Source organism: Chitinilyticum aquatile DSM 21506 (genome assembly GCF_000430805.1).
Taxonomy (GTDB): Bacteria; Pseudomonadota; Gammaproteobacteria; order Burkholderiales; family Chitinibacteraceae; genus Chitinilyticum; species Chitinilyticum aquatile.
Window position 1 is genome coordinate 127,403 of the sequence record NZ_AUMS01000012.1, and the last position, 8,119, is coordinate 135,521.

Sequence of the window (8,119 nt, forward strand, 5' to 3'; positions counted from 1 at the left end):
ATATATGGGTATTGCCATGGAGCATTTTTATTTAAAGGGCTTGGTGGTAATACCCATTGCTTTCTAGGCAAGAATTTCGACGTCCATGCCGACCTGCAATTGTCCGCTGCTGCGGCACAGCGCATTCATGCCGAAGATGACTTCGTTGCCGGCGCGGCGCGTCTGCGCCAGTGCCTTCAGCGGTTGCTTCTCGGCATCCTTCAGCGCAGTGTTCGGGTCGATGGTGGTGAACACGCAGCGCGTACAGGGTTTCACCAGCTCGATTTCCAGCTCGCCGATGCGGATGCGCTGCCAGTTGTCCTCGGCATGCGGTTCGCAGCCGCTGATCACCAGATTGGGGCGAAAGCGCAGCATGGGCAGCTTGCGCCCGATGTGGCCATTGAGTACGTCGAGCGATCCCTGGCTGATGATCAGAAGCGGGTAGCCATCGGCAAAAGCGAGCGGTATTTCTGCCTCGTCTTTCACGCGGCGTGGTGATTGTTCGCCAATCCACAGGAGCTGCGCGGGCAGCTGCAGATACTCGCTCAGCCAGGCATCGGCATGGCTGGCGCCATTGCGGGCAGCGAATCCCGTGCGCCAGACCGCTGTCTCCTGCTGGCCACTGAATGCCGTGTTGGCGACATGCAGCGGCGGCATGCCTGGTGCATGCAGCGAAAGCCCATCGGATGTTGCCATCGCTTCGATCAGCACCAGTTTCGGGTGCTCGCGGCCAGTAAGAAAGTTGCCATCGCGGTCCGCGACCATCCAGTGACGATCAAATGCCAGTCCGCACGGGCCCAGCGGCGAAGCAATCAGCGGCCGCGCACGGCCGGATTTGAGCGGGTAGTGGTAGAGGGCGGCAAGTCTGGTCATGGGGCGGTATCGTGCAGGGGTGCGGAAGAGATGGCAGTGTACCAGTAGCGCGGGCGTTGTTCGCGCCAGCCACGAATGTCGAGCTCAGCACCGCTGCGGATCAGGATGGCGCCGTCGCGGGCGGTCAGCCAGGCCCGGCTGCCGGCCTCGGCAAAGCGGGCCTGGGTATCGGGATGCGGATGACGGAAGCGGTTGAGATAGCCAACTGAAAACACCACATGCCGTGGTGCAAGCGCAGCGATCCAGTCCGCACCCGATGATGATTTGCTGCCGTGGTGAGCAGCCAGCAGCACATCGACGCGCGGTAGCGGCTGGGCCAGCAGGGCGCTTTCCTCTGTCTGCCCGATGTCGGCCGGGATCAGCACGCGCTGGCGGCCGTTATCGACCAGCAGCACGCAGCTGCCGGCATTGTCGCTGCTCTTGCTGAAGTCCGCGGGCGGCCACAGCCAGCGAAATGTCACGCCATCCCATTGCCAGTGCTCGCCGGCTACGCAGCGGCTTGCCGTACGGCCGGCGAGCAGCGAGTGTTGCCCGGGTATACCGTGCATGAGGCGCGCTTTGGGGAACTGGGGCAGCAGCGCCTCTGCGGCACCCGTGTGATCCTTGTCGTTGTGCGAGAGCACCAGAACATCGACAGTGGTTTGTCCGTTCTGGCGCAATACGGGCAGGATGCTGCGCTCACTGCCGGGCGGGCCGGTGTCGAACAGCAGCTGGTGCTGCTGCGTGCGTACCAGCACGGCCTGGCCTTGTCCGACATCAAGGATGCGGATTTCGAATTCGCCGGCGGGCAGTGGATTGCCGGCTGGCAGGAAAAGCGGGATGAGGCCGCAGCAGCCCAGCCAGCGTCCGGGCAAGCCTCGTGGCGCGAGCAGGATCGCGATGCCGGTGGCAGCCGGCAGCATGGTCCACGCGGGAGGCATGTGCAGGCTGCTGTTGGCCCAGGGCCATGTCTCGATGTGCATCAGCAGCCAGTCGGTCATGGCAAACACCCGCTCGGCCGCATGCAGCAGCATGCCGCTCGGATCCAGCAGGCCGGCGAGTGCAAGTGGTGTCACCAGCAGGCTGACCGCCGGAATGGCAAAGCCGTTTGCCAGCGGCGAATACAGCGGGAGCTGGCCGAACCACAGCAGCAGCACCGGCGTGGTTGCCAGGGTCGCTGCCCACTGCGTGGTCAGCCAGCCCTGCCAGCGTGGGGCGGTGCCGAGCGTGCGCTGCCCCGCCCAGAGCAAGGCTCCAACCGTCAGGAAGGAGAGCCAGAAGCCGGGGCTGAGTGTGGCAAAGGGGTCGAACAGCAGCACCAGTGCCAGTGCGGTAAGCCAGATGGCGCTGGCAGGAATGACGCGCGTGCGCCACAGTCCCCACGTGGCCACCAGCAGCATCAGAAGCGTACGCTGGGTGGGTATGGTCATTCCAGCCATCAAGCTGTAAGCGATGGCCATGCATACCCCTGCCGCCAATGCAGCCCTTGGGGCGCTGAACCGCGCGCATAGCCAGGCCGAGCGCCGCCAGAAAAATCGCACAGTAAGTGCCGCCAGGGCAGCCAGCAAGGTGATGTGCAGCCCGGAAATGCTGACCAGATGCGTGACCCCGGTATTGGCGAAGCGTTGCCATTGCTGCGCGGGAATTCCGCCCTGGTCGCCAATGGCCAGGGCAATGATCACGCCGGCGTAGGGGGCATCACCCAGCTTGTTCTGCATGTACTGCCGTATCTGGTTGCGCAGACGGGCCAGCCAGGCATCCAGCCCATCGGCTGGCAGGGCCTCTGCCGTGCGGACGCTGGCGGTCGCGCCGATATCCTGCTGCAGCAGCCAGGATTCGGCATCGAATGCCCCCGGGTTTTGCGTGCCATGCGGCCTTTTCAGCCGCAACTGCAGCTGCCAGCGCTGTCCGGCCGCAAGGGGCGGCGGTTTGCCATACCAGTTCACCTGGATGCGGGCTGGAATGCCGGCGAGTGTCGCAGGATCGGTAGCCAGAATAAAGCGCTGGCCGTAACGGGCTGCTTGTGGCAGGTCGGCAATATGGCCGCGGATAGTCACTGTCTGCCCTTCCAGTGCTGCCGGCAGTTGCCCAGCGAGGCGCGATTCGGCGCGCAGACTGGCATAAGTAAAACCCAGTGCCACTGCAAACAGAATGGCTGCCATGGGGCGCGTGCGCACGAAGAACAGAGCCAGAAAGGCTGGCAGGAAGAAGGCTGCCAGCCACCCGTGTGCAGGGAGGACAGGCAGGGTCTGCAGCAGCGTGATGCCGGCAGCCCAGGCCGCTAGGATGAGGAGGTAGCGGAGCAGCATGCTCCAGTCTAGCAGTGCAAGGCGAGGCTGCTTTCTTCACCGGCATCGGGCACCGGGCAAGCCGTGGCGAAAACTGCCAGTTGGGAAATCAGGTATTCAACTTTCCTTTTGCTGCATTTTTCCGCTCTGCCAGAAAGAACGGGCTGCGGCCCTGTTCCGGCAAGCGCTAGGGCGCCCACAAGGCGGATGCGTGCTGCTACACTTCCGGCCATGGAAAAACTGGATTTTGATGTCGTCATTGTCGGGGGGGGGCTGGTCGGCTCCGCCCTGGCGCTGGCGCTGCGCGATACCTCGCTGAACATCGCCGTTCTGGAAGGCATGCCTCCGCCGGATGTGCTGCCGCCAGGCTGGGATGCGAGGGTTTATGCCATCAGCCGTGCCAGCGAGCGCCTGTTGCGCCGGATCGGTGCCTGGCAGCGTCTGGATGGTGTGCGGGTGGCGCCGGTCAGCGCCATGGAAATCCACGGTGACCGACCGGGGCACATGCTGCGTTTTGATGCGCTTGAGGCAGGCAGCGAAACGCTGACCCATATTCTGGAAAACCGGCATCTGCAGCTTGCCCTCTGGCAGGGCTTGCAGGAGGCCCCGAATGTGACGGTGTTCAGTCCCGCTCGCCCGGCCGCCCTGCGCGTGGATCCGCAGTCGGCACAACTGACGCTGGATGATGGTCGCGTGCTGTCGTCGCGCCTGCTGGTTGGCGCTGATGGCGCCAATTCCTGGGTACGGCAGCAAATGGACATTGTTCCCGCAGTGACACCTTACGAGCAATTCGGAGTGGTGGCGAACTTTGCCACGACAAAGTCGCATCACGGCATTGCCCGGCAGTGGTTCATGGCGGACGGCATTCTGGCCTGGCTGCCGCTGCCGGATCAGCGCATGTCGATGGTCTGGTCCTGCTACGGGGATCGCAGGGATGCCCTGCTGGCCATGGCGCCGGATGAACTGGCAGCTTGCGTCAGCGCGGCCGGCGCGCGTGAGCTGGGTGAGCTTGCGCTGATCACCCCCGCGCAGGCTTTTCCGCTGCGCCTCAATCATGTGCCGGAAATCGTGCGTCCTCGTGTCGCGCTGGTCGGCGATGCCGCCCATACGGTGCATCCGCTCGCCGGTCAGGGCGTCAACCTCGGTTTTGGCGATGTTGAAGCGCTTGCTGGTATCCTTACCGTTGAACTTTCCGCGCGCGTGGGTGACTATCTGGTTTTGCGGCGCTACGAACGAAGCCGGCGCGAAGCGGTTTACCTGATGCAGGGCGTGTGCCACGGCCTGCAGAAACTATTCAATAACGAACATCCGGTACTGGGTGGCTTGCGCAACTGGGGTCTGGACCTGACCAACCGCCTGCCATGGATCAAGCGCCAGCTGATCCGCCATGCCATGGATGCCTGACAATAGAGAGACACTAGAATGCTGCACCATCGCCGAATTTCCCTTGCCATGCTGCTCGCTGGCGTCATGATTTCCAGCGGTTGTTCCGCTGCTGCCGATTCTGGGGCGCCGCCGGCCGACCTGAAGGCCAAGCTTGGCAAGAGCATCGGCCGTGAAATCACGGCCGTGAACAAGACGCCGATCAAGGGTCTGTTCGAGGTGGTGATCGACAAACGCGAGATCATCTACAGCGATGCCAAGGGCGAGTACATCGTCCAGGGTGATCTGGTAGATCTGGCCAAACGCAAGAGCATTACCCGCGAACGTGAGGCCGAGCTGTCGGTGACCGATTTCAGCAAACTGCCGCTGGCCGATGCCGTGAAGGAAGTGCGTGGCGATGGTTCGCGCAAGCTGGTGGTGTTCTCCGATCCGGATTGCCCGTTCTGCAAGAAGCTGGAGCAGCAAAGCCTTGCCAATATCGACAATGTGACTGTTTACACCTACCTGTTCCCGCTTTCCTCGATTCATCCGGATGCTGAACGGAAGTCCCGCCTGATCTGGTGCGCGGAAGACCGCGCCGCAGCCTGGAAGAACTGGGTGTTCAATGAAAAACTGCCCGACAACAAGGGCGAGTGTGAAAATCCGGTTGCCCGCAATCTTAAGCTGGGCGAGTCGCTGGGCGTGAATGGCACCCCGGCGCTGGTGTTCGAGAATGGCCGCATCATCGCTGGCGCCGTGCCGGGTGATGTCATCGATCGCATGCTCAACGAAGCCCGTACGGAAGCTTTGGCCAAGAAAAAGTAATTCCGCACACCCGAATGGGGGTATAAGCTCGTAGCCAAATAATTTTAATGGCTACAGGCTTATACCCCCTTGGTTTTTTAGGTTGCGGGAATGATGTGTCTTTCTCCATGCGCTGATTCCTGGTGTTCTCTTGCCGGCATGGTGGCGATGCGGCTACTTCCCTGCGGCCAGAAAAGCCAGCGCGCTGGGGTGTTGCAGCCGTATGCGCAATTCTTCCCGCAGGCGGCGATTGACCAGCCGGCGTGATTCGCGCATGAAGGACCAGAGTCCCTGCTCGATGCTCGTGGCGGCTTCCGTGCGGCTGATGCGCGGTGGTGGTGGCAGGCCACTGTGCCTGGCGACAGCGTCAAACCAGTCACCTGTCCTGAGCGGTTCATCGTCGCAGGCGTGATACACGCGCAGTGGCCGGGCGCGAAACAGGGCCAGTGCCGCGCAGCGGGCGAGGTCGTCGGCGTGGACATGATTGCTGTAGCCGTCATCGGCTGGAATCAGTGCCGGTGTGCCGCGCTGCAGACGAGCAATGGGCAGGCGATCCGCCGCGTAGATGCCGGGCGCGCGCAGAATTCCCAGGGTCGTGCCGTTGCGTCGCGCCCACGCGCGTAGCGTGGCTTCGGCGGAAACACGCCTGCTTGCGCGCGGGGACTCTGGAGCGCTAGGGCGTGTCTCATCAATCAGCGCCCCCTGGCAGTCGCCATAGACTCCGGACGTGCTGATGTAGACGGCTCGCCGGGGTGGCTGTGCTACCATCCGCCCCGAGCTGCGACTCAGCGCGGCACAGAGTCGGCGGGTGCGCGGGTCGCCTTCGCGTGCCGGATCGGGCGGAGCGGAATGCAGCAGGTAATCTGCAATGCCGGCGAGCCGGCGCAAACTGGCCGGCTGATCCAGGTTGCCCGTCAGTACGCGCACCCCAGACAGCCGCAACCGTGCTGCCTTTTCGCTGCTGCGCAGCAATGCGTAAACCCGGAAACGGGCGGTGAGCCAGGGGAGTGCCCGCTGCATGACGTCGCCGCAGCCTATAATCAGTAAACGTTTTTTTTGCATCGCTGAACCCGGGTGACGGCGCTGCACGCCTTCGTGAGAGTGATCAATGAGCAAGCAACTTACCATTCAGCCCTCCGGCCAGCAAATCGCGCTGCGTGACGGGGAAACCCTGCTTGATGCGGCCATGCGCAACGGTTTCAACATGCCGTATGGCTGCAAGAATGGTGCCTGCGGTGCCTGCAAGGGCAAGATTCTGTCAGGCACGGTGAGTCACGATCCGCATTCGGATTCGGCACTGTCAAAGTTCGAGGCCGAGCACGGCTGGTCGCTCTTCTGCTGCGCCCACGCCGAAAGCGATGTCGAAATCGAGTGCCGCGAAATTGCCGCCACGAAGGACATCCAGATCAAGACGCTGCCGTGCCGCGTGCAGAAGATCGACAAGGTCTCGCACGATGTGGCCGTACTGTCGCTCAAACTGCCGACAACCGAGCGCCTGCAGTTCCTCGCCGGGCAGTACATCGACATTCACACCAAGACTGGCAAGAAGCGCAGCTTCTCGATTGCCAATCCGCCGCATGCGGCTGAATTTCTCGAGTTGCATATCCGGCACGTGCCCGGTGGCGAGTTTTCCGAGTATGTCTGGAATGAAATGCAAGAGAAGGAAATCTACCGTTTCACCGGTCCGCTGGGCTCGTTCTTTCTGCGCGAGGACAGTGACAAGCCCATTATCTTCATCGCCACGGGAACCGGCTTTGCACCGATCAAGGGCATCCTCGAGCATGCCTTCAACAAGGGGATCCGGCGTGAAATGATCCTGTACTGGGGGGCGCGCACGCTGGCGGACCTCTATATGCCGCAACTGGCAGGGCAGTGGCAGCTGGCGCACGAGAATTTCACGTTCATTCCCGTCCTGTCCGAGCCCTTGCCTGAAGATCAATGGCAGGGTCGTACCGGTTTCCTGCACGAAGTTGTACTCGAAGATTTCGGCACGCTGGCGCATCATCAGGTTTACGCCTGCGGTGCTCCGGTCATGGTTGAAGCTGCATTCAAGCATTTCGTCGCGCGCGGCCTCCCGGAAGACGAGTTCTTTTCCGATGCCTTCTTCACCGCGCGGGACTTGGGCAAGAGCTGAGCCGGCACCGTGCAGATGCGACAAACAAAAGAGCAATGCGATGCATCGCTCTTTTGTTTGTGGGGTATCAGGCTGCGGCCTTCGCATTCCAAGGGTCTCAGAACATTACTGATGGCTGTATCTTGCACTGCGCCGGAGTGGCCGGTGTTGGCGGATGCAGCGTGGCTGGTAATGGGGGTGAATCTGGTGCTCGGTTGGTGCTTTGCAAAACAAGCACTTGTCGTACTGGTCGGGGTTTTTGTGGTGCGGGGTGTTGACGGGTTTGGAGGTGGCCGGTATAGTTCGGCCTCTCTGCTGCTGACGCAGTGAAGGAAACGAAGCGAAACGAAGAGTTTAGCGAGTTTCCGGGTGTCAGGGCAACGATCTTTAACAATATACAGCCGATGAGTGTGAGTGCTTGGTTTGACCAGCACTCGCACTTAAGACAGAAGTAACAAGTACACACTTGTTGATTCTGAGTTTTAAGCAAGCGAGCGCAATTAAGTAGTAACAGTGATTAAACGAAAGAGTTTGATCCTGGCTCAGATTGAACGCTGGCGGCATGCTTTACACATGCAAGTCGAACGGAGGTTGGGAGCTTGCTCCTGACTTTAGTGGCGAACGGGTGAGTAATACATCGGAACGTACCGCGGAGTGGGGGATAACGAGTCGAAAGATTCGCTAATACCGCATATTCTCTGAGGAGGAAAGCAGGGGATCG

At 61.5% G+C, this 8,119-nt stretch carries 6 protein-coding genes and 1 rRNA gene; 4 read left to right on the forward strand and 3 right to left on the reverse strand.

Annotated elements, in window-relative coordinates; genetic code table 11:
• Positions 1 to 63 precede the first annotated feature (63 nt).
• Both H559_RS0109410 and H559_RS0109415 read right to left on the reverse strand, forming a co-directional pair.
• Positions 64 to 852: an MOSC domain-containing protein gene (locus H559_RS0109410; protein ID WP_028452505.1), complete on the reverse strand. Its 789-nt coding sequence runs from the start codon at positions 850 to 852 to the stop codon at positions 64 to 66.
• Entirely contained in the window at positions 849 to 3,140 is a 2,292-nt protein-coding gene (locus H559_RS0109415) for a DNA internalization-related competence protein ComEC/Rec2 (protein WP_051279202.1), read from the reverse strand. The genes H559_RS0109410 and H559_RS0109415 overlap by 4 nt, the downstream gene beginning before the upstream one ends.
• A 210-nt stretch (positions 3,141 to 3,350) precedes the next feature.
• Between H559_RS0109415 and H559_RS0109425 the strand changes: the two genes are divergently transcribed.
• Both H559_RS0109425 and H559_RS0109430 read left to right on the forward strand, forming a co-directional pair.
• Positions 3,351 to 4,523 (forward strand): UbiH/UbiF family hydroxylase, encoded by a 1,173-nt coding sequence (locus H559_RS0109425; protein ID WP_051279204.1) that lies wholly within the window; start codon positions 3,351 to 3,353, stop codon positions 4,521 to 4,523.
• Between the two features lie 18 nt (positions 4,524 to 4,541).
• Complete coding sequence (locus tag H559_RS0109430) at positions 4,542 to 5,306, forward strand: DsbC family protein (protein ID WP_034640554.1); 765 nt, start codon at positions 4,542 to 4,544, stop codon at positions 5,304 to 5,306.
• 153 nt (positions 5,307 to 5,459) lie between these two features.
• Here the strand turns inward: H559_RS0109430 and H559_RS0109435 are convergent, their stop codons facing one another.
• Complete coding sequence (locus H559_RS0109435) at positions 5,460 to 6,305, reverse strand: NAD-dependent epimerase/dehydratase family protein (RefSeq protein WP_245579358.1); 846 nt, start codon at positions 6,303 to 6,305, stop codon at positions 5,460 to 5,462.
• Positions 6,306 to 6,393: 88 nt separating this feature from the next.
• Between H559_RS0109435 and H559_RS0109440 the strand changes: the two genes are divergently transcribed.
• Positions 6,394 to 7,419, forward strand: a complete 1,026-nt coding sequence (locus H559_RS0109440) for a CDP-6-deoxy-delta-3,4-glucoseen reductase (protein ID WP_028452510.1) — start codon at positions 6,394 to 6,396, stop codon at positions 7,417 to 7,419.
• A gap of 498 nt (positions 7,420 to 7,917) precedes the next feature.
• Positions 7,918 to 8,119, forward strand: a 16S ribosomal RNA gene (locus H559_RS0109445); the annotation flags it as partial.